At 64.2% G+C, this 24354-nt stretch carries 24 protein-coding genes and 1 tRNA gene; 17 read left to right on the forward strand and 8 right to left on the reverse strand.

Translation table 11 applies throughout. The annotated features are described in order from the left end of the window. Positions 1 to 150 precede the first annotated feature (150 nt). The 7 genes from VQ045_RS18540 to VQ045_RS18570 all read right to left on the reverse strand — a co-directional run bounded on the left by VQ045_RS18540 (position 151) and on the right by VQ045_RS18570 (position 6735). A tRNA-Ser gene (locus tag VQ045_RS18540) sits at positions 151 to 240 on the reverse strand. A gap of 261 nt (positions 241 to 501) precedes the next feature. Beyond that, on the reverse strand, positions 502 to 1233 hold the full coding sequence (lexA, locus tag VQ045_RS18545; RefSeq protein ID WP_327622072.1) for a transcriptional repressor LexA: 732 nt from the start codon (positions 1231 to 1233) through the stop codon (positions 502 to 504). 43 nt (positions 1234 to 1276) lie between these two features. Then, positions 1277 to 2515 carry a molybdopterin molybdotransferase MoeA gene (locus tag VQ045_RS18550; protein WP_331831161.1) on the reverse strand — a complete coding sequence of 413 codons (1239 nt, stop codon included), beginning with the start codon at positions 2513 to 2515 and terminating at the stop codon, positions 1277 to 1279. Beyond that, positions 2512 to 3009, reverse strand: a complete 498-nt coding sequence (gene moaC, locus VQ045_RS18555) for a cyclic pyranopterin monophosphate synthase MoaC (RefSeq protein WP_331831162.1) — start codon at positions 3007 to 3009, stop codon at positions 2512 to 2514. Before moaC ends, VQ045_RS18550 begins: the two co-directional genes overlap by 4 nt. Then, entirely contained in the window at positions 3006 to 3821 is an 816-nt protein-coding gene (gene trpC, locus VQ045_RS18560; RefSeq protein WP_331831163.1) for an indole-3-glycerol phosphate synthase TrpC, read from the reverse strand. Before trpC ends, moaC begins: the two co-directional genes overlap by 4 nt. Then, positions 3818 to 4849: an anthranilate phosphoribosyltransferase gene (gene trpD / locus VQ045_RS18565; RefSeq protein ID WP_331831164.1), complete on the reverse strand. Its 1032-nt coding sequence runs from the start codon at positions 4847 to 4849 to the stop codon at positions 3818 to 3820. Before trpD ends, trpC begins: the two co-directional genes overlap by 4 nt. Then, the gene (locus VQ045_RS18570; protein WP_331831165.1) at positions 4846 to 6735 is read right to left on the reverse strand and encodes a peptidyl-prolyl cis-trans isomerase; all 1890 of its coding nucleotides are present in this window, start codon (positions 6733 to 6735) and stop codon (positions 4846 to 4848) included. Before VQ045_RS18570 ends, trpD begins: the two co-directional genes overlap by 4 nt. Before the next feature lie 213 nt (positions 6736 to 6948). On the opposite strand from VQ045_RS18570, the gene tpiA reads away from it, so the two are divergent. The 6 genes from tpiA (at position 6949) to eno (ending at position 13281) form a co-directional block, all read left to right on the forward strand. Further along, positions 6949 to 7707 carry a triose-phosphate isomerase gene (gene tpiA, locus VQ045_RS18575; protein ID WP_327622078.1) on the forward strand — a complete coding sequence of 253 codons (759 nt, stop codon included), beginning with the start codon at positions 6949 to 6951 and terminating at the stop codon, positions 7705 to 7707. A 96-nt stretch (positions 7708 to 7803) separates the two neighbouring features. Beyond that, positions 7804 to 8442 carry a preprotein translocase subunit SecG gene (gene secG / locus VQ045_RS18580; protein WP_331831166.1) on the forward strand — a complete coding sequence of 213 codons (639 nt, stop codon included), beginning with the start codon at positions 7804 to 7806 and terminating at the stop codon, positions 8440 to 8442. A gap of 117 nt (positions 8443 to 8559) precedes the next feature. After that, the gene (locus VQ045_RS18585) at positions 8560 to 10188 is read left to right on the forward strand and encodes a CTP synthase (RefSeq protein ID WP_327648635.1); all 1629 of its coding nucleotides are present in this window, start codon (positions 8560 to 8562) and stop codon (positions 10186 to 10188) included. Continuing rightward, positions 10185 to 11087, forward strand: coding sequence for a VOC family protein (locus tag VQ045_RS18590; RefSeq protein WP_331831167.1), 903 nt, complete (start codon positions 10185 to 10187; stop codon positions 11085 to 11087). The genes VQ045_RS18585 and VQ045_RS18590 overlap by 4 nt, the downstream gene beginning before the upstream one ends. Then, positions 11084 to 11920: a 3-deoxy-8-phosphooctulonate synthase gene (gene kdsA / locus VQ045_RS18595; RefSeq protein WP_331831168.1), complete on the forward strand. Its 837-nt coding sequence runs from the start codon at positions 11084 to 11086 to the stop codon at positions 11918 to 11920. The genes VQ045_RS18590 and kdsA overlap by 4 nt, the downstream gene beginning before the upstream one ends. A gap of 80 nt (positions 11921 to 12000) precedes the next feature. Continuing rightward, entirely contained in the window at positions 12001 to 13281 is a 1281-nt protein-coding gene (gene eno, locus VQ045_RS18600) for a phosphopyruvate hydratase (RefSeq protein WP_331831169.1), read from the forward strand. A gap of 65 nt (positions 13282 to 13346) precedes the next feature. Here eno and VQ045_RS18605 read toward each other — a convergent pair whose 3' ends face one another. Further along, positions 13347 to 14474, reverse strand: coding sequence for a formate/nitrite transporter family protein (locus VQ045_RS18605; protein ID WP_331831170.1), 1128 nt, complete (start codon positions 14472 to 14474; stop codon positions 13347 to 13349). Here VQ045_RS18605 and VQ045_RS18610 point away from each other — a divergent pair. The 11 genes from VQ045_RS18610 to VQ045_RS18660 all read left to right on the forward strand — a co-directional run bounded on the left by VQ045_RS18610 (position 14461) and on the right by VQ045_RS18660 (position 24139). Then, positions 14461 to 14724 (forward strand): FtsB family cell division protein, encoded by a 264-nt coding sequence (locus VQ045_RS18610; protein ID WP_331831171.1) that lies wholly within the window; start codon positions 14461 to 14463, stop codon positions 14722 to 14724. The genes VQ045_RS18605 and VQ045_RS18610 overlap by 14 nt on opposite strands. Positions 14725 to 14984: 260 nt before the next feature. After that, complete coding sequence (gene pdhA, locus VQ045_RS18615; protein ID WP_331831172.1) at positions 14985 to 16103, forward strand: pyruvate dehydrogenase (acetyl-transferring) E1 component subunit alpha; 1119 nt, start codon at positions 14985 to 14987, stop codon at positions 16101 to 16103. Between the two features lie 11 nt (positions 16104 to 16114). Continuing rightward, the gene (locus tag VQ045_RS18620) at positions 16115 to 17569 is read left to right on the forward strand and encodes a pyruvate dehydrogenase complex E1 component subunit beta (RefSeq protein WP_331831173.1); all 1455 of its coding nucleotides are present in this window, start codon (positions 16115 to 16117) and stop codon (positions 17567 to 17569) included. A gap of 4 nt (positions 17570 to 17573) precedes the next feature. Next, complete coding sequence (locus VQ045_RS18625; RefSeq protein ID WP_327622088.1) at positions 17574 to 18056, forward strand: SRPBCC family protein; 483 nt, start codon at positions 17574 to 17576, stop codon at positions 18054 to 18056. A gap of 13 nt (positions 18057 to 18069) precedes the next feature. Next, positions 18070 to 19476, forward strand: a complete 1407-nt coding sequence (locus VQ045_RS18630) for a pyruvate dehydrogenase complex dihydrolipoamide acetyltransferase (protein ID WP_331831174.1) — start codon at positions 18070 to 18072, stop codon at positions 19474 to 19476. 88 nt (positions 19477 to 19564) lie between these two features. Next, positions 19565 to 19975: a hypothetical protein gene (locus VQ045_RS18635; RefSeq protein WP_331831175.1), complete on the forward strand. Its 411-nt coding sequence runs from the start codon at positions 19565 to 19567 to the stop codon at positions 19973 to 19975. A gap of 20 nt (positions 19976 to 19995) precedes the next feature. Continuing rightward, on the forward strand, positions 19996 to 20688 hold the full coding sequence (locus VQ045_RS18640; protein ID WP_331831176.1) for an SGNH/GDSL hydrolase family protein: 693 nt from the start codon (positions 19996 to 19998) through the stop codon (positions 20686 to 20688). After that, on the forward strand, positions 20681 to 22135 hold the full coding sequence (lpdA, locus tag VQ045_RS18645; protein ID WP_331831177.1) for a dihydrolipoyl dehydrogenase: 1455 nt from the start codon (positions 20681 to 20683) through the stop codon (positions 22133 to 22135). The genes VQ045_RS18640 and lpdA overlap by 8 nt, the downstream gene beginning before the upstream one ends. 209 nt (positions 22136 to 22344) lie before the next feature. Next, positions 22345 to 22614, forward strand: a complete 270-nt coding sequence (locus VQ045_RS18650) for a GlsB/YeaQ/YmgE family stress response membrane protein (protein ID WP_331831178.1) — start codon at positions 22345 to 22347, stop codon at positions 22612 to 22614. Positions 22615 to 22669: 55 nt separating this feature from the next. Next, on the forward strand, positions 22670 to 23644 hold the full coding sequence (gene lipA / locus VQ045_RS18655; RefSeq protein ID WP_327650879.1) for a lipoyl synthase: 975 nt from the start codon (positions 22670 to 22672) through the stop codon (positions 23642 to 23644). Between the two features lie 12 nt (positions 23645 to 23656). Further along, positions 23657 to 24139: a type II toxin-antitoxin system RatA family toxin gene (locus VQ045_RS18660; RefSeq protein WP_327622094.1), complete on the forward strand. Its 483-nt coding sequence runs from the start codon at positions 23657 to 23659 to the stop codon at positions 24137 to 24139. Positions 24140 to 24354: the final 215 nt, after the last annotated feature.

Here is a 24354-nt window from a genome sequence, read left to right on the forward strand (position 1 = left end):
ACGGAAATAGAACACATCGCCGCGTCGCGTGACGCGCTTTAACGAACGGGGCATGATCAACCGTCTGGACCAGGTTTCTGTACCAGGGTCTACGGCTACCAACGGCGATGGCTGAAATACTCGATCCGCGTCAAAGACTTATGCGGATTGTGGCAGAGAGGAAGGGATTCGAACCCTCGATACGGTCTCCCGTATACTCCCTTAGCAGGGGAGCGCCTTCGACCACTCGGCCACCTCTCCGAGGACGCAGATACCTGCGCGACGGGCCCGGTGCAAGGGAGGCAAGAAGAAAACCCGGTGAACATGATCGAAAGGCACCCTGCGGCCATTCAAACCGGACACCGCGAAACCTCGCCCCGACCCGGGAACGATCCACACGCGCTTCCTTCGCGGCGCCGTCAAGGCTCTGCGCGGCGCGGCCTGGTTCGCGGCTCAAGCAGCAGCTGGCACAGGTCGAAAAGTTGGCTCCGCGGGATCGGTTGCCAACTGTCGGTCCGGCCTTCAGTATTTGCGGATGAGCCCGACCAGCCGGCCCTGAACCTTGACCCGCTCGGAGCCGAAGATCCGCGTTTCATAAGCCGGATTGGCAGCCTCCAGCGCAATCGTATTGCCGCGCCGGCGAAACCGCTTCAGCGTCGCTTCCTCCTCGTCGACCAGCGCGACAACGATCTCCCCGGGCGTCGCTGTGTCGGCGCGGCGAATCACCACCGTGTCGCCGTCGAGGATTCCGGCTTCGATCATCGAATCGCCCTTGACTTCCAGCGCATAATGCTCGCCGCCGCCAAGCATATCCGGCGGCACGGCGAGGGAATGGGTGGTGTGCTGGATCGCCGAAATGGGAACGCCCGCCGCGATCCGGCCCATGACCGGAATCGAGACTGTGGCCGGTTCAGGCGGTCTCGTCGTCGCGCGTCGGGAAATCGGCTCAGACGTCTTGCGTGCCGCGTCGCGGCTTCCTTCGATCACGCTCGGCGTAAACCCGGCGTGGCCGACGGGGGCAGGGCGGTCCTTCTGCATCGCTTCGGGCAGCTTGAGGATCTCCAGCGCTCGCGCGCGATTGGGCAGGCGCCGAATGAAGCCCCGCTCCTCAAGCGCGGTAATCAGGCGATGAATGCCGGATTTTGAGCGAAGCTCCAGCGCGTCCTTCATCTCGTCGAAGGAGGGAGGCACCCCGCTATCCCTCAGCCGTTCGTGAATGAACGACAAAAGGTCGTGCTGCTTGCGTGTCAGCATCGAGGCGACTCCCTAAAACAAAACCTGAACAAACCTATCTGTTCTAGTTGTGTTCCGCAAGACCCTTCCATTCGTCGAGCACAACGTAGCGGCAAGCCTCGCCCGCACTGGCCGGAGCCGCCGAAGGAGCCCGCACGAGCAGCGCGTCGGCCTGCGCGTAGGTGGACAGGAGGGAGGAATCCTGGAGGGGCAGCGGAATGACCCGGATGACGCCGTCTTCTCGAACCTCCAGCCGCGACCGGACGAAGTCGGTCCGCAGGCCATTTTCAGGCATCGGCGCACCGAGCAGCCCATGCCGGTAGAGCTGGCGATCGGGAAGGCCTGCCAACCGGCGCACCAATGGAACCAGGAACAACCTCGCCGCGACCATGGAGGAGGCCGGATTGCCCGGCAGTCCGACGATCGTCAGATCGCCGAGCCGCCCCGCCATCAATGGCTTGCCGGGGCGCATCGCGACCTTCCAGAAGTCGAGTCCGACGCCGCGGTTGGCGAACACCTTGCCGACCAGATCGTGATCGCCAACCGACGCCCCGCCGATCGTGACGAAGACATCCGCCCGGTCCCGGATGGAATCGCTCAGGCGCGCGTCTATTGTGGCGACGTCGTCGCCGGCGATCCCGCAGTCGATCGCATCGCCGCCGGCGGCTACCACCATCGCCGCGACGCCGAACGGGTTGGAGGCGACCAACTGCGAGGGACCGAGCGGCTCGCCGGGCAGCACGAGTTCGTCGCCGGTTGCGAGGATGGCCACCTTCGGCCGCGCCAGCACCGTCAGCGCGGGGTAGCCGCAGCTCGCCGCAAGCGCGATGGCGCCGGGCGTGAGCAGGGCGCCGCGGGTCAACAACGTCTCGCCCGCAGCGAAATCGATACCGGCTGCCCGGATGAATTGGCCGGGTTCAAGCGAAACCGTCGGCCGCACGGTGCCGTCGTCTTCAACGCGGGCGTCTTCCTGGATCAGGATCGCATCAGCACCTTGCGGCACCGGCGCCCCGGTGAAGATTCGCGCCGCTTCTCCGCGTCCCACCTGACCGTCGAAGGCGCGCCCGGCGGCGGATTCGCCGACGACCCGCAGGACCTCGAACGGCGACTGCGCATCCTCAGCGCGGACGGCGTAGCCATCCATGGCCGAGGCATCGAAGGACGGCTGGGTGCGGCGGGCCAGGACGTCCTCGGCAAGAACGCGTCCAGCTGCTTGAAGCAACGGCAACTGTTCGGTGCGGGTGAGCGGCACCGCGCTCCCCACCAATCGTCGATAGGCTTCCTCGACGGGAAGCAGACTCACGACGCGGCCGCCGTGAAGTCGCCGGAACGGCCGCCGGACTTCGACAGCAGCCGGATGCCGGACACGCGCATCGAGCGGTCCACGGCCTTGGCCATGTCGTAAATCGTCAGACAGGCCACAGAGACCGCCGTGAGCGCCTCCATTTCCACGCCCGTCTTGCCGCTGACCTTGGCCAGCGCCGTGACGCGCAGACCAGGCAGGGTCGCATCCGGCGTTATCTCGACGCCAATCTTCTCAAGCATCAGCGGATGGCAAAGCGGAATCAGCTCGTGCGTGCGCTTGGCCGCCATAATTCCGGCGATCCGCGCAATCCCGATCACGTCGCCCTTCTTGGCTTCGCCGGCAAGAATCAGGTCCAGCGTCGCCGGCTGCATGGCGACGAAACCCTCGGCTTCTGCGACCCGAACGCTGTCGGCCTTGTCGCCGACATCGACCATTGAGGCAGCGCCGGCGGCGTCGAGATGGGTGAGCCCGGATTGCTTGGTGTCGCTCATGACGAGGCCCCCGGTTGGCGGGTGGCGCCAAGCAGCACGCGCGTCGCCGCCTCCACATCAGACTGGCGCATCAGGCTTTCCCCGACGAGAACGGTGCGGATCCCCCGATCGGCGAGGCGCAGGCAGTCGGCATGGGTGAAAATGCCGCTCTCGCCGATGAGAATCCGGTCGTCCGGTACCAAGGCCGCCAGCCGCTCGGCCGTGGCCAAGCTGGTCTCGAAGGTCCGCAGATTGCGATTGTTGATGCCGATCAGCGGCGTGCGGAGCTTCAGCGCACGCTCGGCTTCGGCTTCGTCATGGATCTCGACCAGGATGTCGAGGCCGTAGTGTTCGGCAGCGGCTTCGAGATCGCGGGCCAGTGCATCATCGACGGCGGCCATGATGATCAGAATCGCGTCCGCGCCCCAGGCGCGCGCTTCGGCCACCTGATAGGTGTCGAACAGGAAATCCTTGCGCAGCGCCGGCAGCGCGGTCGCCGCACGAGCCGCCGTCAGATAGGCGGGCGCACCCTGAAACGAGGGCGTATCGGTGAGGACGCTGAGGCATGTCGCGCCCCCGCGCTCATACGCCGCAGCGAGAGCAGGCGGATCGAAATCCTCGCGGATCACGCCCTTCGAGGGACTGGCCTTCTTCATCTCGGCAATGAGTGCCAGGCCACCCGCCGCGTGCTTTGCCCGGATCGCTTTCGTAAAGCCGCGCGGGGCATCCGAGGGATCGATCGAGGCTTCGAGATCGGCGAGCGGCACGCGCTGTTTGGCAGCGGTGATCTCCTCGCGCTTGTAGGCTTCGATCCGCTGCAGGATATCGCTCATGCGGACGCCTCGCCGAACTTGCGCGTTGCTGCCGCCAGGCGCTCCAGGGCGGCACGCGCCAGGCCGCTGTCGATCGCATCGGCTGCCATTGCGACGCCGCCGCGAATATCCTCAGCCTTGCCGGCCATCATCAGGGCGCCGGCACTATTGAGCAAGACGATGTCGCGGTAGGCGTTTTTCGCGCCGCCGAGCACTGCGGTCAGCGCCGCGGCGTTTGCCGCCGCATCGCCGCCCTTGATTCCGGCAAGGGGCGAACGCCGCAACCCGGCGTCCTCCGGCTCGACGCTGAAGGTGCGAATTTCGTTCCCCTCGAGCACCGCGACCGCAGTCGTCCCCGAAACGGTCATTTCGTCGAGCCCGTCACCATGCACGACCCAGGCGGATTCGGTGCCCAATTCGCGCAGCGTCTCCGCCAGCGGCAGCAGCCATTGCGGCGAGAACACTCCGACCAGCAGCTTCTTCACGCCCGCCGGGTTCGACATCGGCCCGAGCAGGTTGAAGATCGTCCGGGTGCCGAGCTCGACCCGGCTGGGACCGACGAAGCGCATCGCGGCGTGATGCGTCGGAGCGAACATGAAGCAGAGGCCGGCATCGGCGAGCACCCGCGAGATCGCATCCGGCTTCAGGTCGACGTCGACCCCGAGCGCGGCCAGCACGTCCGCCGCCCCAGATTTCGAGGACAGAGCCCGGTTGCCGTGCTTGGCGACGACGAGACCGCACCCGGCGAGGACGAAGGCCGAGCATGTCGAAACGTTCAGCGTGCCGGCGTGATCACCGCCCGTGCCGACGATGTCGATGGCGTCCGGCGGCGCCGCGACCCGCGACATGTTAGCGCGCATGACCGAGACGGCACCCGCCATCTCGTCGACGGTCTCGCCGCGCACGCGGAGCGCCATCAGGAAGCCGCCGATCTGCGAGGGCGTCGCTTCGCCGGACATCATCACCGCGAAGGCGGCCTCCGCCTCGGATCGCGTCAGGGACTGACCATCCGCGACCTTGGCGATGAAGGGTTTCAGACTTTGGCTCACCGGACGATCGCCTTGGCGTTTTCGATGGCGGCCGGACTGACGCTGAGCGGCGTGTCGTTTTGCAGGAGTGTCACGTAGCTCTGCAGGAGATCGTTTTCGAAGATACCCTTCAACTGCTGGCGCTCCTCCGCCGCGACGTTCGCGGCCGGATCGGCGGGAGAAGCGATTTCGGTAACCTTCAGGACGACCTGTGAGCCGGACTCGCGGCCGCGCGCCGTGGCGATCGTTCCATCGCCGCCGGAGAACGCCGCGGCGACGCCGACCTGACCCAGAACGGCCGCGCCGGACTGCCGCGTGATCGACGCCGCCGTCTGCTTGCTAAGGCCCGCTTCCGTCGCCACCTCGTCCATGCTCTTGCCGCTCTCGAGTTCGGCCTTCAAAATATTGGCTCGCTCGCTCAAGAGTCGCTGGGTCTCATCGTTTTTCCAGTCGGCGAGCACGCGGTCGCGTGCCTCGTCGAATGTGCGGTCGCGCGCCGGGTCGATACTGACGACGTCGTAGAAGACATAGCTGTTCGATTCGAAGTTGATCGGCACATTGTCGAATCCCGGCTCGGTCTCGAAGGCGCCGGCCAGAAGCTCCTTCGCCGCCGGAAGCTCCGCTACCGGCGCGCCGTCGGGACCGTTGCCCTGGCTGTCGACCGCCGGAACGGTTTCGGCCGCAATGCCCGCGGCCTTGGCCGCCTCGGCGAAGCTGGCGCCACCGGCGCGCGTATCCTCGAAGGCATTGTAGGCGCTTGCGGCGGTGTCGTTCGCCGCGACGAGCGCCAGAGCCTTGCGAATCTCGTCCGAGACCTCGTCGAGCGGACTCACACCCACCGGCTGGATTTTTGAAACGCGCAGGATCGCCGGGCCGAAGGCGCCGGCCACAACGTCTGATATCGCCCCTTCGCCCAGGGAAAACGCCGCGTCGGAGATCTTCGCGTCGGGAATTTCAGATTTGGATACCAAGCCGAGGTCGGTGTCTTCGACGGTCCGTCCGGCCTGCTTGGCGACCTCTTCGAAGCTGGCACCGCCGTCCAGCTTGGCCTTGGCTGTGTCGGCGGCAGCCTTGTCGGCGAAGACGATCTGCTGGACCTGGCGCCGCTCCGGTGTGGTATAGCGCTCCTTGCTCTGCTCGTAGTCCGCCTTCACCTGCTCGTCGGTGATCGTCGCCGGATCACTCAGCACTTCCGGCGTCAGCGTGGCGTACGCGAGGGAGCGATATTCGGGCGCGGCGTATTTCGCCTTGTTCTCCTCGAAATAGGCCGTCAGCACGTCGTCCGACGCATCGGCGACCGGTGGCACCGTCGAGGGGGACATGCTGATATAATCGACCGTCCGGCGCTCGCCATTGTAGAGGCCCAGCGCCGTTTCGAACGTTACGGGCGTATTGCCGCCCTGCGAAATCGCCTCGACGATCTGGCTGCGAATGGCGGCGTCTTCCTGGCTGCGGATATAGTCGCGCTCCCGGATACGGGCGTTGGAAAGGACCGCCTGAAACGCATTGCGCGAGAAATTTCCCGAGGCGTCCTGAAACGAGGGGTCGTCCGCGATCAGACGCGCCAGACGCTCCTCCGACAGGCCAAGGCCGATGCGACGACCCTGTTCGTCGAGCATGGCGCCGGCGACGAGCTGGCTGAGGACGCCTTGGTCGATGCCGAACAATTGGGACTCTTCCGCGGTCGGACGGCGGCCGATCTGCTGGGTCAGACGGGCTTGGGCTCGGTTGTAGGCCAGAGCGTAATCCTCCAGCGAAACCTCGGTCTTGCCAGCTGTCAGCACCGTCGTCGCCGTATCGCCGCGAAATACGTCGCCAATCCCCCAGGCGGCGAAGCTGACGACGAGCAGGGCAAGGAGGATTTTCGCGGTCCACCCGGAAATGCTGCCTCGCAGTGTATTGAGCATCGTCGTCTCCCTTCGCCCGCTCGACCTTCGCGACGGCGAAGCGAAGCAGGGCATCCATCGTTCTCAGGCCTTAATAGGAAACAGCGCGGGGCGGGCGCAAGCAGGCTGGACGATTGATTTCTCGGCTCCCTCGCATATTGCCGACCGACGATGATAGGTATGCGCCATCAGGTCCGCGCCCTCCGCGCACCGCTCCAGGGAGTAAATGTCGACATGAAGCCACGGCCACTGATCGCGGGTAACTGGAAGATGAACGGGCAGTTGTCGGCATTGACGGAACTGAAGAGCATCGCGGACGCTGCCGGCCACGGGCTCGCCGACCGCCGCGACCTGCTGATCTGTCCGCCGGCGACGATCCTGTCCGCCAGTCGCGGGGTCCTGGGTGAGAATGTCGCGGTCGGAGGGCAGGACTGCCATCCGGCGGAAAGCGGTGCCCACACCGGCGACATCTCCGCCGCGATGCTGAAGGATATCGGGGCGCGTTACGTCATCGTCGGTCATTCGGAACGCCGCGCCGATCACGGCGAATCGGACGCGCTGGTTCGCGCAAAAGCGGAAGCGGCCATGAAGGCGGGGCTGGTCGCGGTGATCTGCGTGGGCGAGACCGAGGCGGAACGCGAGGCCGACCAGACGCTGGAGGTCCTCGGGGCGCAACTGGCCGGCTCTCTACCGGACGGATTGACCGGCGAGACCGCGGTCGTCGCCTACGAGCCTGTCTGGGCGATCGGAACCGGACGCACGCCGACGGTCGCCGACGTGAAACAGGTTCACGATTTCATTCGCAAGACCCTGTCGGATCGCTTTGGCGAAGCTGTCGCCTCGGCTGTGCGAATCCTTTACGGTGGATCTGTCAAACCTGCGAACGCGGCCGAGCTTCTGGCTGTCGACAATGTCGATGGGGCGCTTGTCGGCGGCGCGAGCTTGAAGGCGTCCGACTTTATCGCGATATGCGAGGCCGTCGTCGTTTCCTGATCAAAATGGCGGTGAAACACCGAAACCGGTTGGAAAGCCGGCCGCGCTTCTGTAGAAGGCGCGCAATTCCTAAAATCGACGCGCTGCGAAAGTCCAATGGAAACCATTCTTATCGTCATCCACTTGATGATCGTCATCGCGCTCGTCATCGTAGTGCTGTTGCAACGATCCGAGGGCGGCGCCCTCGGTATCGGCGGCGGTGGCGGCGGCTTGATGTCGGCCCGTGGCGCCGCCAATGCGCTGACCCGCACGACCGGCATTCTGGCGGCGGCCTTTTTCCTGACCTCCCTGTCGCTTGGGATTCTCGCCCGTTATGGCGGCCAGCCGACTGACATTCTCGATCGCTTGCCGACCACTCAGGGCGGCGCGGATCAAGGCGGCAGCCTATTGGATCAGCTGGGCGCACTGCCGGAGCAGGAGGGAGTGTCCGGCAACGCCGATCAGGCGCCGCAGGCGGACGCCGCCGCAACGGACGTGACGCCATCGGATCCAAACGCACCGAGCGCCGCACCATCGATGCCGGAGAACACCACCGAAACGGCCGTGCCGCAGTCGGCTCCGGCCGAAGACGCTTCCACGTCGGCTGCCACCCCGGCGCCGCAGATTCCCGCCAATCCGGCTCCCACTGCGCCGAATGCCGCCGAGGACCCGACGGTTCCGCCGGTGGAGGCACCGCCGGCTGGTGTCGAACGGCCGGTCGAGAGCGGCACGTCGCCGTCCGGAACCGCCCAGTAGCATTCACGCACCGTTTGCGGTCGTCATCATCGGGGCGCCTTCGGGCGCCCCGTCCAGTTTCGGCATGGTCGAAAAGTGACTGGCAGAATCAGACCGGTCGAGATATCGGGAAAGCCCATGGCGCGATATATCTTCATCACCGGCGGCGTGGTCTCCTCACTCGGTAAAGGAATTGCATCGGCGGCGCTCGGCGCGCTGTTGCAGGCCCGCGGCTACCGGGTGCGGCTGCGCAAGCTCGATCCCTATCTGAATGTCGATCCCGGCACGATGAGCCCGACCCAGCACGGCGAGGTGTTCGTAACCGACGACGGCGCCGAGACCGATCTCGATCTCGGCCATTACGAGCGTTTTACCGGGCGATCGGCTAACCGGATGGACAACATCACCACTGGCCGAATCTACCAGGATATCATCGCCAAGGAACGGCGCGGCGACTATCTCGGCGCCACGGTCCAGGTCATTCCCCACGTCACCGACGCCATCAAGGAATTCGTTCTCGACGGCAACGAGGACTTCGATTTCGTGCTGTGCGAGATCGGCGGCACGGTCGGCGATATCGAGGCGCTGCCGTTCTTCGAGGCGATCCGGCAGCTCGGCAACGACCTGCCGCGCGGCGGCGCGGTCTATGTCCACCTGACGCTGATGCCGTACATCCCGACGGCTGGTGAACTGAAGACCAAACCGACCCAGCATTCGGTGCGCGAGCTGCGCGCCATCGGCATTCAGCCGGACATCTTGCTGGTGCGCGCCGACCGGCCGATCCCGGCCGAGGAACGGCGCAAGATGAGCCTGTTCTGCAATGTTCGGGAAACGGCGGTCATCCAGGCGCTCGATGTCGCCACGATCTACGACGTGCCGATCGCCTATCACCACGAAGGGCTGGACACGGAAGTGCTCGCTGCATTCGGCATCGATCCGGCGCCGAAACCGCAATTGCAGCGCTGGCATCAGGTCGTCGACGGGATTCGCAATCCCGAGGGCGAGGTGACTATTGCCGTCGTCGGCAAATACACCGGCTTGAAGGACGCTTACAAATCCCTGATCGAGGCGCTGCAGCACGGCGGCATCGCCAACCGGGTCCGCGTCAAGCTCGACTGGATCGAGGCGGAGGTTTTCGAAGAGGAGGATCCGGCCCCCTATCTGGAGCGGGTGAACGGCATCCTGGTGCCCGGCGGGTTCGGCGAGCGCGGGGCGGAGGGCAAGATCGCCGCCGCCCGCTTCGCGCGCGAACGAGGCGTGCCGTATTTCGGCATCTGCTTCGGCATGCAGATGGCGGTGATCGAGGCCGCGCGGACCTTGGCCGGGATCGAGAAGGCGGGCTCGACCGAATTCGGTGAGACGAGCGAGCCGGTCGTCGGCCTGATGACCGAATGGCTGAAGGGCAACGAACTGGAACAGCGCGCCGCCCAGGGTGACCTTGGCGGCACCATGCGGCTCGGCTCCTACAAGGCGAGCCTCAAGAGCGGCTCCAGAATCGCCGCGATCTACGGCGACACCGATATCGAGGAGCGGCACCGTCACCGCTACGAGGTCAACCGCGCCTACCGCGAAGCGCTGGAAGCGGCCGGTATGAGCTTCGCCGGCATGTCGCCTGACGGCCTTCTGCCGGAGACGGTGGAACTGGCCGACCATCCCTGGTTCATCGGCGTGCAGTACCACCCGGAACTGAAATCCCGGCCGTTCGAGCCGCACCCGCTGTTCGCCAGCTTCATCGCCGCGGCGGTCGAGCAGAGCCGGCTGGTGTGACCGGCGGAATTCGCGACGACCGCGCGGGGCGGGCCCTCGATCACGTCGTCCTTCCGTTCGAGTCCCTGGACGAGGCCCGCCGTCTCTTCACGGCGCTCGGCTTCACCGTCGCGCCCGATGCCGTCCATCCCTTCGGAACCGGCAACGCTTGCGTGTTCTTTGCCGACGGCACCTATCTCGAGCCGCTGGCGATCGCCGACCCGGCGGCCTACGAAGCCGCGAAGTCCGCGGGCAACCTATTCGTCGCGCGCGATGCCGGCTTTCGGTCCCGCCATGGCTTGCCGTCGATCTCGGCCATCGCCTTTCGCTCGGCCGACGCGCTGGGCGACCGGGCCGCGCTGGCAGAGAAGCGGCTTGCCGAGGCCGAACTGGTCGAGTTTTCGCGGAATTTTCGGACACCCGCAGGCGAGGATGCGTCGGTGTCGTTCCGCCTAGCCTTCGCCTGCGCCGAACCCGACTCGCATGTCCACTTCTTCTTCTGCCAGCCACTGCATACTAAGGCGCCGGACCGCTCCACACTGACCCGACACCCGAATGGTGTGTCCGGTCTTGCGCGCATCGTCCTGTCGGACTGTCCGCCAGACAAATCACGCGAACTGCTGGCGACCGTGTCGGATTCTCGCGCGGACGAAGGCAGTCATGGGGGGCTATGTTTCGAACTCGCCAACACCACGCTCCATGTCCTTTCCGACGCGTTATTGGTCGAAGACTATGGGGTGAAGCAGAACGTGTCGGGCGAACTACGTGTTTGCGGCATTGTGCTGAACGTCGCGGACATGGCCGCAACCCGTGCCTGTCTTGCCGCCGGCGGCCATTCGTCCGAGATGACCGGCGACCGCCTCGTCGTCCCGTTCGGCAAGGACGGCGGCTTCATCGCATTCGAGGAATCGCCCGCATGACCGCACCCAACAGTACCGTCTCCGCCAAGGGCGTCCGTTTCTCGCAGACTCTGCCAGTCGCGTTGATCGCCGGCCCCTGCCAGATGGAAAGCCGCGACCACGCGCTGATGATCGCCGAGACGATGAAAAAGATCACCGGCGATCTCGGCATCGGCTACGTCTTCAAGGCGAGCTTCGACAAGGCGAACCGCACCAGCCTCGCCGGCAAGCGCGGCATCGGGCTGTCCGAAGCCCTGCCGGTGTTCGAGGAGATCGCCCGTACCTTCGGCCTGCCGGTGTTGACCGACGTCCATACCGAGGAGCAGTGCCGCGAAGCCGGCGCGGTGTGCGATATCCTGCAGATCCCGGCGTTTCTCTGCCGCCAGACCGATCTGTTGATCGCCGCGGCGAAGACCGGCCGCGTCGTCAATATCAAGAAGGGCCAGTTCCTGGCGCCCTGGGACATGAAGAACGTCCTTACGAAGGTGACCGACAGCGGCAATCCGAACGTGCTCCTGACCGAGCGCGGCGTCTCCTTCGGCTACAATACGCTGGTGTCGGATTTTCGGGCGCTGCCGATCATGGCGGAGATGGGCGCGCCGGTGATCTTCGACGCGACCCATTCGGTGCAGCAGCCGGGCGGGCAGGGCGGCTCATCGGGCGGCGACCGCCGCTTCGTCGAGACCCTGGCACGGGCGGCTGTCGCGGTCGGTGTCGCCGGGCTGTTCATCGAGACCCATGAGGACCCGGACAACGCCCCATCGGACGGGCCGAACATGGTGCCGCTCGATCGAATGCCGGACTTGCTGAAGCGGTTGCAGGCGCTCGACGCGGTGGCGAAGGCCTTCGGCTAAGACCGGCGGGAAAACGGTTCACGCCCGCGCTGCCTTGGTCTAAAAGCCCTCCAAAGCGACCTAGCAACTGGAGTGGGCCCATGACCGCCATCATCGATATCATCGGACGTGAAATACTCGACAGCCGGGGCAATCCGACGGTCGAGGTCGACGTCCTCCTCGAAGACGGCTCGATGGGACGGGCGGGGGTTCCCTCGGGCGCTTCGACCGGCGCCCACGAGGCGGTAGAGCTGCGCGACGGCGGGTCGCGCTATCTCGGCAAGGGCGTCGAAAAGGCGGTCGCGGCGGTGAACGGGGAAATCCTCGAGGCGATCGGTGGTCTCGAGGCCGAGGACCAGATGCGCATCGACGCGGCGATGCGCTCCCTCGACGGAACCAAAAACAAGAGCCGGCTCGGTGCCAACGCCATCCTCGGCGTCTCGCTCGCCGTCGCCAAGGCCGCGGCTGATGCCTCCGGCCTGCCGCTCTATCGCTATGTCGGCGGTGCCTCGGCTCATGTCCTGCCGGTGCCGATGATGAACATCATCAATGGCGGCGCCCATGCCGACAACCCGATCGACTTCCAGGAATTCATGATCATGCCGGTCGGCGCGGAGCGCTTCGGCGAGGCGCTGCGGATGGGCGCGGAGGTGTTCCACACCCTCAAGAAGATGCTCAAGGACGCCGGCCACAATACCAATGTCGGCGACGAGGGCGGCTTCGCGCCGGGCCTGGCCTCGGCCAAGGACGGGCTCGACTTCGTCATGAAGGCGATCGAGAAGGCCGGCTATAAGCCGGGCGAGGACATGTTCCTGGCGCTCGATTGCGCCGCGACGGAGTTCTTCAAGAACGACGTCTACGATCTGGAAGGCGAGGGGCGGAAACTCTCACCTACCGACATGGCGGCCTATCTCGCCGAACTCGCGGACGCCTATCCGATCATCTCGATCGAGGACGGCATGGGCGAGGACGACTGGAGCGGCTGGAAGGCCCTGACGGGCCAGATCGGCGAGACGGTCCAACTCGTCGGCGACGATCTCTTCGTGACCAATTCCGAGCGCCTGCGCGAGGGGATCGACAAGGGCGTCGCCAATTCGATCCTCGTGAAGGTGAATCAGATCGGAACCTTGTCGGAGACGCTCGACGCCGTCAGCGTCGCCCATCGCGCCGGCTATAGCGCGGTGATGTCGCACCGCTCCGGCGAGACCGAGGATTCGACCATCGCCGACCTGGCGGTCGCGACCAATTGCGGGCAGATCAAGACCGGATCGCTGGCGCGTTCGGACCGGCTCGCCAAGTACAACCAGCTGCTGCGGATCGAGGAGGAATTGGGCGATCAGGGCGTCTATGCCGGTCGCTCGATCTTGCGCCGGCGCGGCTGAACCGCCTGCCGCCTCCAGGACGGCCAGATCGGCACCGGCGGGCAAGGTCCGCCGGTGCCGTTTTTTTATCTTTTCTTCTCGTCCAGCTCCTCGGCGACCTGACCATAGCTGATCAGCGCGAACAGCGTGGCGCCGCCCAGGATGTTGCCGATGAGGGCCGGGACATAGAATCCAGTGACCGCATCGACGAACGACAGGTGACCGGAAAAGACTAGGGCCATCGCCTCGACTGATCCCGCCACCACATGAGACAGGTGAAACAACGCGATGAGATAGGTCAGGAGTGCGATCACCAGGAAGCTGGATTTATCCGCCGACGGCAATAGCCAGACCACCGTCGCCATCAGCCAGCCTGCGGCAATTCCGCGCAGCAGTGTATGACCGAAACCCGGTTCCATGGCTTCCTGCGAAATTTCGATCGCGGCCTTGGCGATGTCCGGCAAATTAAGGACATCAAAGGCGATCGCCGCGCCAAAGATGGTCGTTCCCACCATGTTGGCGGCAAAAACGATGAGCCAGAGGCGGGCGATCGCCAGGTGGCCGCGCCAGCTCGGCCGAGCCAGGACAGGCAGCGTCGCCGTCAGGGTGATTTCGGTGAACAGCTGCTGACGTCCGAGAATGACGATCAGGAAGCCGACCGCGTAGCCCCAGGAATCGATCAGCGGGCGCCAGTCCGTATCGGGCAGGTTGGCGCGGATCGCCGCTTGCGCAAAGACCGAAAAGCCGATCGACAGCCCGGCCGCGAGGCCCGACCACCAAAGGCTGCTGGTCGGGCGCGACAGTTCGTCTTCGCCTTCCTGGCGAACCAACTCGTAGACGGCGACCGGCCGCAATTTCAGCCTGTCCTCGATTTGATGCCGCTCGCTATGGCTCAGCGGCGAGCCTTCGTCCTCGAGCCGTTGTTCGGTCGCGTCTTTCGCATGCCGGGGCTTGTCGGATGCCCCCTGCTTGCCCTCGACGCCCTCATGATCCGTTCGGTCCATCGTCCAATTGTCCGTTGCTCGGACGGTGGAACCTAGGGCGCCGGACACAGGCGAAAACAGCGACGGCAATCCGTATCTGGACCAGCCGCGGTCGGGACTTGGTTTACGCTCTCTTAAGCGAGGCCTGCGATGATGGCGGCAAGGAGCCAAGATGCGTACCATCCAAAAGCGACAGAGCCATATCGGCCGCTTGATCGTGCCGGCGATCACGGTCAGCTTTCTGGCGTATTTCGCGATCCATGCCCAAAGCGGACGCTATAGCCTGGAGGCAAAGGCGGCATTGAGCCGGGAGCTGGCCGAACGTGGTGCCAAGATCGACGAAGTGACTGAAGTTCGCGAACGGCTCGAGCAGCGAGTCCAGCTCCTCCACGACGGAACGCTCGAGCGCGACATGATCGACGAGCGAGCACGCCGGGCGCTCAACGTGACCACCGACGACGAGATCGTCATTCTTCGCTGACCGGCCGCGAATCCGGCCGGCCAAACGACGCCCGGCGGTGCCCTGCAAGGGGCCGTAGGATCCCCCATTCAGCCATGGCTCTACAGAGATATGCACAGTAAGGCTGTTAATTAACAGGTTTTCCGTTAATTTGCTGCATGACGGCAATTAAACGGTGAATCCGTTAAACGGTTCTGCGTCGCTTGATGACGGCTGCGCTCCGTCTATACTCCCATCAGGATTTGTGGCCGCATGTCGGCAGGTCAAGACCGGGAGGCAGCATGGCGGCCAGGCAGAAGAAATCCCCCACGGCAAAAGACGCCGGCGGAGCGAGCGGTCCGCAAAAGGGCGTGCCAGCGGATTCGTCCGCCGAAATCGTCAAGACGCTTCAGCATTTCGAACCGCCCAAGCCGGCGTCCTTCTCCAAGGACGGCGAGCTCCAAGCCTATCGCGACATGCTGCTGATTCGCCGCTTCGAGGAAAAGGCCGGGCAACTCTACGGCATGGGTTTCATCGGCGGCTTCTGCCATCTCTACATCGGTCAGGAGGCGGTAGTCGTCGGCATGCAAATGGCCTTGAAGGAGGGCGATCAGGTCGTCACAGGCTATCGCGATCATGGCCATATGCTCGCCACCGGCATGGAAGCGCGCGGTGTTATGGCCGAGTTGACCGGGCGTCGCAGCGGCTATTCCAAGGGCAAGGGTGGCTCGATGCACATGTTCTCGAAGGAGAAGAACTTCTTCGGCGGTCACGGCATCGTTGGTGCGCAGGTCTCGATCGGCACCGGGCTTGGCTTTGCCAACCGCTACAACGGCACGGACGCGGTCGCGGTGACCTATTTCGGCGATGGCGCGGCCAACCAGGGCCAAGTCTATGAGAGCTTCAACATGGCCTCGCTGTGGAAGCTGCCGGTGATCTACGTCATCGAGAACAATCGCTACGCGATGGGAACCTCGGTCAACCGCGCCTCGGCCGAGACCAACTTCGCTCATCGCGGTCTGTCCTTCAAGATTCCGGGCATTCAGGTTGACGGAATGGACGTACGCGCCGTGAAGGCAGCGGGCGATCTTGCGGTCGAACATTGCCGCAAGGGCGACGGGCCGATCATCCTGGAGATGATGACCTATCGCTATCGCGGCCACTCCATGTCCGATCCGGCGAAATACCGCACCCGCGACGAGGTCCAGAAGATGCGATCGGAGTCCGATCCGATCGAGCAGGTCAAGCGTCGGCTCACGGAAGACCACGCCATGTCCGATGACGATGTGAAAGCCATCGACAAGGAGGTCCGGGAGATTGTGGCCGACGCGGCGGATTTCGCCCAGAATGATCCGGAGCCGGACATCTCCGAACTGTGGACCGATATCTACGCGGATGAAATTCCGCAGACGGCCGAGTAAGGGGACCGACGATGCCGACCGAAATTTTGATGCCCGCCCTGTCCCCGACCATGGAAGAGGGCAATCTGGCCAAATGGATCAAGCAGGAAGGCGACGCCGTCGCGCCGGGCGATGTGATCGCCGAGATCGAAACCGACAAGGCGACCATGGAGGTAGAAGCCGTCGATGAGGGCAAGCTCGGCAAGATCCTGATCGAAGCCGGCACCGAGGGCGTGAAGGTCAATACGCCGATCGCGCTGTTGCTGCTCGATGGCGAGGACGCGAGTGCGCTCGAAGGCACGCCGTCCGGCGGCGGGGCGAAGAGCACCAATCAGGGTGCCGGCGCCGAATCCGAAGCTGGCGAAGCCAAGGCAAGCGAGCCGGCAGCCGAGGCGAAGGGTGACAGCATGGCGGCACGGCGCGTGCCGGCCGAGGGCAAGGTCCATCCCGAGCTGGAGGACGATACCGGCGGGTTCGGCCAGGAGATTCCCGAAGGCACCGAAATGGTGGCGACGACGGTGCGCGAAGCGTTGCGCGACGCGATGGCCGAGGAGCTGCGCCGCGACGAGACCGTCTTCGTCATGGGCGAGGAGGTCGCAGAGTATCAGGGCGCTTACAAGATCACCCAGGGGTTGCTCGACGAATTCGGCGCGCGTCGCGTCGTCGATACGCCGATCACCGAGCACGGCTTTGCCGGTCTCGGCGTCGGCGCCGCTTTCGCGGGGTTGCGGCCGATCGTCGAGTTCATGACCTTCAACTTCGCCATGCAGGCGATCGACCAGATCATCAATTCGGCGGCCAAGACGCTGTACATGGCCGGTGGCCAGATGGGCTGCCCGATCGTCTTCCGTGGGCCGAACGGCGCGGCTGCGCGCGTCGCCGCCCAGCACAGTCAGGACTACGCGGCCTGGTATAGCCATATACCTGGCCTCAAGGTGGTGCAGCCCTACACGGCCGCGGACGCCAAGGGACTTCTGAAATCGGCGATCCGCGATCCCAATCCGGTGATTTTCCTCGAGAACGAAATCCTCTACGGCCAGTCTTTCGACATTCCGAAGATCGACGACTGGACCGTGCCGATCGGCAAGGCGCGCATCCACAGGAAGGGCGCCGACGTCACCATCGTCTCCTTCAGCATCGGCATGACCTATGCAATCAAGGCGGCCGAAGAATTGGCCAAGGAGGGGATCGACGCCGAGATCATCGATCTGCGCACCATCCGGCCGATGGACATCGAGACCGTCATTCGCTCGGTGAAGAAGACCAATCGCTGCGTCACGGTGGAAGAGGGCTGGCCGCAGGGCTCGATCGGCTCGCACATCGCGTCCGAGCTGATGGTCCGCGCCTTCGACCATCTCGACGCGCCGGTTCTTAAGGTCTGCGGCAAGGATGTGCCGATGCCTTATGCGGCCAATCTGGAAAAACTGGCACTGCCGTCGGTCAAGGAAGTGATCAACGCGGTCAAGTCCGTCACTTATCGGGATTGACGCGATGCACGGCGAGACCGCGAATATCGGATCGAACGAGGCTGGCGATAGCCTCGTGATCATCCAGGATGTCGATGTCTCGCCGGCCGCGGTGTGGGACTGCCTGACCGAGCCCGAATGTTTCAAGACTTGGTGGCGCGAGGAGCTGGAATTCGAGCCAAAGCACGGCGGTCGCTTCCTGGAACCCTGGAAAGATCCGTCGGGACGGCAACGGACCACGCGCGCGAAGGTCACGGCCTATCATCCCCCACGCGGCTTCGTCATGGTTTGGGCCGACGAGGACTGGGACTTCGACACCGTGGTCTCAGTCACGCTTGAACAGCGGGGGAGCGGCACCCGCGTCACGATCGAACATCAGGGCTGGCAAGCGGCGCCGGAAGCCGAGCGCGCCACGCTGCTGCTCGACCACCGTAATGGCTGGTCGGCGCATGTCGCCAAGCTGGCAGCCCACGCACAAGAACACGACGCCCGGCGTAAGGGCCATTGAGGAGACGTTCCGGATGCCGATCAACGTGACGATGCCCGCGCTTTCACCGACCATGGAAGAGGGCAACCTCGCCAAATGGCTGGTCAAGGAGGGCGACCAGGTGTCTTCCGGCGACATCATCGCCGAGATCGAGACCGACAAGGCGACGATGGAGGTCGAGGCCGTCGACGAGGGCACTGTCGCCAAGATTGTCGTCGCGGCCGGCACCGAGGGCGTCAAGGTCAACGAGATCATCGCCATCCTCGCCGCCGACGGCGAGAGCGCCGAGGACGCCGCGGCGGGCGGGGGCGCTGCGAGTGGTGAGAAGGCGTCTCAAGGCAATGGACAGGCCGGCGCGATCAAAGCCGATCCGCAGGCCGACGCGGCGGTCACGGGTTCTGAGGCCGATGCGAAAGACGCTGCGATGCGCGCCGACAGTCGGGCGCAGGGTGGGGGCGAGCCAGCGGCTTCCAATGGCGCCAAGGGCGAGCGCGTTTTCGCCTCGCCGCTGGCGCGGCGGCTAGCCAAGGACGCCGGCATGGATATTGGCACCGTCGAAGGCTCCGGCCCGCGTGGCCGGGTCGTGAAGACCGACGTGGAAGCCGCGGCCAAGGGCGGCGCCAGGAAGGCGGCTCCGGCAGAAACGGGCGCGGCGGCCGCGCAGCCGGCGGCTGCTCCGATGGCCAAGGCCACCAGCGACGAGTCCATCCTCAAACTCTTCGAAGAAGGCTCCTACGAAAAGGTGCCGCACGACGGCATGCGCAAGACCATCGCCAAACGCCTCGTCGAGGCGAAGACGACGATCCCGCATTTCTATCTGACGATCGACTGCGAACTCGACGCGCTGCTGGCGCTGCGCAAACAGCTCAACGACGCCGCGCCGACGATCAGGGGCGAAGCCGGCGACCGTCCCGCCTATAAGCTGTCGGTCAACGACATGATCATCAAGGCGATGGCGCTGGCCCTCAAGGCCGTTCCGACGGCCAACGTTTCCTGGACCGAGGCGGCGATGCTCCAGCACAAGCATGCCGATGTCGGCGTCGCGGTGTCGATCGAGGGCGGCCTGATCACGCCGATCATCAGGCGGGCGGAGGAAAAGACCCTCTCTGCGATTTCCAACGAGATGAAGGATCTGGCCAAGCGCGCTCGTACGCGCAAACTGAAGCCGGAAGAGTACCAGGGCGGCACCACGGCGGTGTCCAATCTCGGCATGTTCGGCATCAAGGACTTTGCCGCGGTCATCAACCCGCCGCACGCGACGATCCTGGCTGTGGGGGCCGGTGAGCAACGGGCGGTGGTGAAGAACGGCGCCGTCATGGTGGCAACGGTGATGAGCGCGACGCTGTCCACCGATCACCGGGCGGTCGACGGAGCGTTGGGCGCTGAGTTGATCGGGGCGTTCAAGCAGCTGATCGAAAACCCGATGTCGATGCTGGTTTGAGGCGATGCACATCCCATCCTCCCATGGCATACGAGGCCGTCGGGGCGCACTGGTCTTAGCCTTGGGGTGTCTGATCGGGGTTTTCGAGATGACGGCGGCCGTGGCAGGCGGCGCGAGTGAATCCGGCACGTTCGATTTCATCGACATGACGCTACTTTACGGGGGGGACGGTCCCGAGGATCCTTCCGTGCAGGTCGAATATCTCGCGCCCGGCGGCTCCGCTTCGGTGTGGTCGTCGAGCCTGGGCGCCAAGATCGTCGCTGCGGATTGGAGTTTGGACGGCGTCGAACTTTGCCTGAGCTATCCTCCTGAAACGATCGGACCGAGCCAGACGAACACTCTCGTGATGTGCGAGCAGACGGCCATCATCGCCGAACGCGTCCTCGATTCGGCACGCGGGGATATCTTTCGACTGTCCGAGCGCTCCGAGACACCTGTCGAGCTGACACCGGACGTGCGCAGCCTGGAAGACGTAACGAAATTGCTGGACGGACGGTAGAGGGCGGAGACAATGGTTTGATGAAGACGGTACTGTGCTACGGCGACTCGCTGACCTGGGGCTACGACTCCGAAACCGGATTGCGGCACGCCTTCGAGGACCGCTGGCCGAATGTCCTGACCAAAGCGCTCGGCGATGATGTCGTGGTCATCACCGACGCCCTGAACGGCCGTACAACGGTGTTCGACGACCAGATGGTGATGGCCGAGCGCAATGGGGTGAAGACGATCGCCACCGCGCTCGGCGCGCATCAGCCACTCGATCTCGTCATCCTCATGCTGGGAACAAACGACCTCAAGCGCCACACCGGTGGAGGCAGGGTGTTCGAGTCACGCCAGGGCATGGAGCGGCTGGTCGAGATTGTCCAAGGGTTCCCTTATCAGCGTGGCTATGCGGCGCCGCAAATCCTGATCGTCGCCCCGCCCATGTTCTGCGAAACGATGGAGCCCGACTTCGCCTTGCTATTCGGCCATGGCGTCGAGGAATCGCAGCATTTCCGCTCGGCCTTTACCAAGGTGGCGGAAGAATATGGCTGCGCTTTCTTCGATGCGTCCGAGGTCTGCGAGACGACTGAATTGGACGGAGTGCATCTTTCCGCCGCGCACACCCGCGCTCTCGGCGAGGAACTGGTCGAGCCGGTGAGAGCGATACTGAACGAAGCCGACAAGGAGTTTCACTCCGCCCGTCCGGCCGAGGAGACGACCAATGGCTGATACCTACGACATCCTGATCATCGGCGGCGGACCCGGCGGCTACGTCGCGGCGATCCGGGCGGCCCAACTCGGGTTCAAGACTGCCGTCGTGGAGCGCGAGCACCTCGGCGGCATCTGCCTCAACTGGGGCTGCATCCCGACAAAGGCGCTCCTGCGTTCGGCGGAGATCTTCCACTATGCCGAAAACGCCAAGGACTACGGACTGACGATCGCCAAGCCCGGTTTCGATATCGCCGCCGTGGTCAAGCGCTCGCGCGGCGTTTCGGCGCAGCTCAACGGCGGCGTCGGCTATCTTATGAAGAAGAACAAGATCGACGTCATCTGGGGCGAAGCGAAGATCACCAAGGCCGGGAAGGGCGCCTCTGTCGAGGTGTCGGTCGGCAAGATGAAGAAGCCGGCGGTGGAGCCGCAGAACCCGGTACCGAAGGGCGTGCTCGGGGAGGGGGCCTACAAGGCCAAGCACGTGATCGTCGCCACCGGCGCGCGGCCGCGCGTTCTGCCGGGCATCGAGCCGGACGGCGATCGCATCTGGACCTATTTCGAGGCGATGAAGCCAGCGTCGATGCCCAAATCGCTCATCGTCATGGGCTCGGGCGCGATCGGCATCGAATTCGCCTCCTTCTACCGCACGATGGGCGCCGAGGTGACGGTCGTCGAACTGCTGCCGCAGATCATGCCGGTCGAGGATGCCGAGATCGCGGGCGTCGCCCGCAAGCAACTGGAGAAGCAGGGCCTCAAGATTCTGACCGACGCCAAGGTTTCGAAGGTGACGAAATCCGGGCAGGGTGTCGAGGTGACCGTCGAAGCCAAGGGGAGCAAGACCGAGATTCTGAAGGCCGAGCGGCTGATTTCGGCCGTCGGCGTCCAGTGCAACATCGAGGGTCTTGGGCTTGAGGAGGCCGGCGTGGCGATCGAGCGGGGCGTGGTCAAGATCGATGGCTTTGGCCGGACCAATGTCGAGGGCATCTATGCCATCGGCGATGTGGCCGGACCGCCGATGCTGGCCCACAAGGCCGAGCATGAGGGGACGATCTGCGTCGAGAAGATCAAGGGGATGGATGTCCACCCCATGAAGACGACGCAGATCCCCGGCTGCACCTATTGCCAGCCGCAGGTCGCCTCGGTGGGCCTGACGGAAGCCAAGGCCAAGGAGGCCGGCCGCGAAGTCAAGGTCGGGCGCTTTAACTTCAAGGGCAACGGCAAGGCGATCGCGCTGGGCGAGCCCGAGGGGCTGGTGAAGACCGTGTTCGACGCCAAGACCGGCGAGTTGCTCGGTGCGCACATGGTCGGCGCGGAGGTGACCGAACTCATCCAGGGCTTCGTCATCGCCATGGGCCTCGAGACCACCGAGGAAGAGCTGATGCACTCCGTCTTCCCGCATCCGACCCTGTCGGAAATGATGCACGAGAGTGTCCTCGATGCCTATGGCAAGGTTATCCACATGTGAGACGCAGGCTTGGCCCAATTCCAAAGTCGCTTCGTCTGCGGCAGCGGATCACGACGTTCGCGATCGACTCCGCATTGTCGGCAAGAAAGCGGCCTCTCGGCGCTGCGGAACCCGGAAAATCCCGGGCCGATCATCGCCGATCACAAAAAATGCAACGGTGAGCTTGGCAAAGATCAATTCGCCCTATCTTTATCAAAACAAAAATCTTGATGGAGATTCGTATGAGTTGGCTTGCAGCAATTATCGTCGGCGGCATCGCTGGTTGGTTGACCGAAAAGGTCATGAAGAGCGACATGGGTCTCTTCATGAATATTATTCTCGGGATCGTTGGCGCCATCGTCCTGAACCTGATCCTCGGACTCACGGGGCTGGTCGATTTCCAGGCAGGCGCGTCGTTCTCGTTCTCCTATCTGATCGTGGGCTTCATCGGCGCCTGCTTGTTGATCTTCATCTTCCGCGCGGTTCGCGGTCGCACATAGCAGCCAAGCGCTTCGGCGCGTTGCAACGGTGCCGAGGCGAGGCTAAGTAAGTCGCATGGTCACCGTGCTCGATAATCGCCGGCCGGCCGGGGAGACTCCCCGGCCGCGGCATCCCGAAAAAGCCCATCGTCCGGATCAGACGGCCAGTCTGAAGAAGCCGGACTGGATTCGCGTCAAGGCGCCGGTGTCTAAGGGCTATTACGAAACCCGCGAAATCACCCGTTCCAATAATCTGGTGACGGTTTGCGAGGAAGCCGGCTGTCCCAATATCGGCGGCTGCTGGGAAAAGAAGCACGCGAGCTTCATGATCATGGGCGGGATTTGCACCCGTGCCTGCGCCTTCTGCAACGTTGCCACCGGACTGCCTAAGGCGCTTGACCAAAGCGAACCGGAGAGTGTCGGACGTGCCGTGGCTGCGATGGGGCTGGCCCACGTCGTTATCACCTCGGTCGACCGCGACGATCTGCCCGACGGCGGCGCGGAACACTTCGTCAAGACGATCCGCGCGATCCGCGCCATCGCGCCGGGAACGACGATCGAGATCCTGACGCCAGATTTCCTGCGCAAGCCGGGCGCGCTCGAAGCGGTGGTGGCCGCCAAGCCCGACGTCTTCAACCACAATCTGGAAACGGTGCCGTCGAACTATCTGACGGTTCGGCCTGGAGCCCGCTACTTCCATTCGATCCGCCTCTTGCAGCGGGTCAAGGAACTCGATCCGACGATGTTCACCAAATCCGGCATCATGGTCGGTCTCGGCGAGGAGCGGAACGAAGTGCTGCAATTGATGGACGATCTGAGGACGGCCGACGTCGATTTCCTCACCATCGGGCAATATCTGCAGCCGACCAAGAAGCACCACGCAGTGATGCGCTTTGTTACTCCGGAAGAGTTCACGTCCTTTGAGACCGTGGCGCTGGCGAAAGGCTTCCTCGTGGTCGCGTCCAGCCCGCTGACCCGCTCGTCGCATCATGCCGGCGAAGATTTCGACCGGCTCAAAGCGGCGCGCCTTGCCCGCGAGGCCGCAGCCTAATATTGCGGAACCATGGCAAAGTTTGAGACGACGCGCCATGTGCGCCATAGCCCAGACGAAATGTTCGCGCTCGTCGCGGATGTCGAAAAATATCCGGAATTCCTGCCGCTCTGCCAGCAGTTGGTCGTGCGCTCCCGACGGGAGAAAGACGGCAAGACCTTGCTCGTGGCCGACATGACGGTCGCCTACAAGATGGTTCGGGAAACCTTCTCGACGCAGGTTCTACTCAAGCCCGCCGAACGCCGGATCGATGTCAAATATGTCGACGGGCCGTTCCGCTATCTCGACAATCGTTGGACCTTCGAGGCAGCCAGCGACGGCGGCTGTGACGTCAATTTCTTCATCGAATACGAGTTCAAGAGTCGGACGCTCGGCCTTTTAATGGGATCGATGTTCGACTTTGCCTTTCGGCGGTTCGCCAAGGCATTCGAGGAGCGCGCCGACGCAGTCTACGGTTTCGATACCCGCCCGGCCGATTCTCAGCAGGCCGGTTGATCTCTCACCGCTTCCAGCAATAGATCGAGCGCCACCCTGACGCTGGCGCCTCGGATAGCCGAACGGCCAAGGTCACCGAAACGTTTTTCGACGTGTCGTGTCATACCGTCGCGCTCATGAACTCACCGCTTTGATATAGGGATAGTTGCAGAGGGATTGGATGCGCTTGGGATCTTTGGTTGCGCGGTTCCAGGCGTCGCAGCAAGCGTCGATGA

The sequence above is a fragment of the Aurantimonas sp. E1-2-R+4 genome, from assembly GCF_036549515.1.
GTDB classification, from domain to species: Bacteria; Pseudomonadota; Alphaproteobacteria; order Rhizobiales; family Rhizobiaceae; genus Aurantimonas; species Aurantimonas coralicida_A.

Bases quoted from the DNA above. Each gene is read 5' to 3' on its own strand.
- VQ045_RS18640 (WP_331831176.1), top strand. From the start codon at position 19,996: ATGAAGACGGTACTGTGCTACGGCGACTCGCTGACCTGGGGCTACGAC.
- VQ045_RS18650 (WP_331831178.1), top strand. From the start codon at position 22,345: ATGGAGATTCGTATGAGTTGGCTTGCAGCAATTATCGTCGGCGGCATC.
- tpiA (WP_327622078.1), top strand. From the start codon at position 6,949: ATGAAGCCACGGCCACTGATCGCGGGTAACTGGAAGATGAACGGGCAG.
- VQ045_RS18635 (WP_331831175.1), top strand. From the start codon at position 19,565: ATGACGGCGGCCGTGGCAGGCGGCGCGAGTGAATCCGGCACGTTCGAT.
- VQ045_RS18570 (WP_331831165.1), bottom strand. From the start codon at position 6,735: ATGCTCAATACACTGCGAGGCAGCATTTCCGGGTGGACCGCGAAAATC.
- eno (WP_331831169.1), top strand. From the start codon at position 12,001: ATGACCGCCATCATCGATATCATCGGACGTGAAATACTCGACAGCCGG.
- trpC (WP_331831163.1), bottom strand. From the start codon at position 3,821: ATGAGCGATATCCTGCAGCGGATCGAAGCCTACAAGCGCGAGGAGATC.
- secG (WP_331831166.1), top strand. From the start codon at position 7,804: ATGGAAACCATTCTTATCGTCATCCACTTGATGATCGTCATCGCGCTC.
- VQ045_RS18660 (WP_327622094.1), top strand. From the start codon at position 23,657: ATGGCAAAGTTTGAGACGACGCGCCATGTGCGCCATAGCCCAGACGAA.
- VQ045_RS18620 (WP_331831173.1), top strand. From the start codon at position 16,115: ATGCCGACCGAAATTTTGATGCCCGCCCTGTCCCCGACCATGGAAGAG.
- VQ045_RS18630 (WP_331831174.1), top strand. From the start codon at position 18,070: ATGCCGATCAACGTGACGATGCCCGCGCTTTCACCGACCATGGAAGAG.
- moaC (WP_331831162.1), bottom strand. From the start codon at position 3,009: ATGAGCGACACCAAGCAATCCGGGCTCACCCATCTCGACGCCGCCGGC.
- kdsA (WP_331831168.1), top strand. From the start codon at position 11,084: ATGACCGCACCCAACAGTACCGTCTCCGCCAAGGGCGTCCGTTTCTCG.
- pdhA (WP_331831172.1), top strand. From the start codon at position 14,985: ATGGCGGCCAGGCAGAAGAAATCCCCCACGGCAAAAGACGCCGGCGGA.
- lpdA (WP_331831177.1), top strand. From the start codon at position 20,681: ATGGCTGATACCTACGACATCCTGATCATCGGCGGCGGACCCGGCGGC.
- lipA (WP_327650879.1), top strand. From the start codon at position 22,670: ATGGTCACCGTGCTCGATAATCGCCGGCCGGCCGGGGAGACTCCCCGG.
- VQ045_RS18625 (WP_327622088.1), top strand. From the start codon at position 17,574: ATGCACGGCGAGACCGCGAATATCGGATCGAACGAGGCTGGCGATAGC.
- VQ045_RS18585 (WP_327648635.1), top strand. From the start codon at position 8,560: ATGGCGCGATATATCTTCATCACCGGCGGCGTGGTCTCCTCACTCGGT.
- lexA (WP_327622072.1), bottom strand. From the start codon at position 1,233: ATGCTGACACGCAAGCAGCACGACCTTTTGTCGTTCATTCACGAACGG.